A 608-nucleotide genomic window follows, 5' to 3' on the forward strand; every position below is an offset into this window, starting at 1 on the left:
GCGCCAAGATCGCCCTTGACCGGGGTATCGGCGGACCGCTGCTTGCGGCATCCTCGTACTTCATGAAGTCACCGCCGGAGCAGTACCGGGACAACATCGCCCGGGACAAGGTGGAGGCGTTCATCAGCGGCGAATAGGAACCCGCCGGCCAAAGGCGACGCGACAATGATTACCGGCGCGTCGCCGGAGGCCACCGGTGTCGACAGCCGCTGTGACAGTGCCCGGCCACCCGGAGGGGGTGGCCGGGCACTGTCACTGTCGGGGTCAGGTCTTGACGTCAGGTCTGGGCATCGGCGCACGTGTGCGTCCGGCCCGTCATGGGGTGGGATCCGCCGTCGCGGCAGCCGCGGGCAGCCGGCGGGACACCGTCATCGCCGGATCGGGAACAGGCGTCCGCGGCCCGCGGGCCCGCAGATACAGCAGCGCGCACACGATGTAGCCGCCTCCGGCGACCAGCACCATGACAGGCGACCGACCGGTGACTGGCAGGGTGATCGCCGCCAGCGCCGCGGCGGCCACATAGGCCACGTTGAACAACAGGTCGTAGAGGGAGAAGGCGCGGCCCCGATAGGCGTCCTCGGTCTGTTCCTGCACGATCGTGTCCACGC

At 69.4% G+C, this 608-nt stretch carries 2 pseudogenes; one reads left to right on the forward strand and one right to left on the reverse strand.

What is annotated here, in order from left to right:
• Positions 1-137, forward strand: a pseudogene (locus tag DD1DGNOD_RS30375) (inositol-3-phosphate synthase); the annotation flags it as partial.
• A 178-nt stretch (positions 138-315) separates the two neighbouring features.
• Here the strand turns inward: DD1DGNOD_RS30375 and DD1DGNOD_RS26100 are convergent.
• Positions 316-608 (reverse strand): annotated as a pseudogene (locus tag DD1DGNOD_RS26100) (MFS transporter); the annotation flags it as partial.

The sequence above is a fragment of the Candidatus Protofrankia californiensis genome (assembly GCF_900634765.1).
In the GTDB taxonomy this organism is placed as follows: Bacteria; Actinomycetota; Actinomycetes; order Frankiales; family Frankiaceae; genus Protofrankia; species Protofrankia californiensis.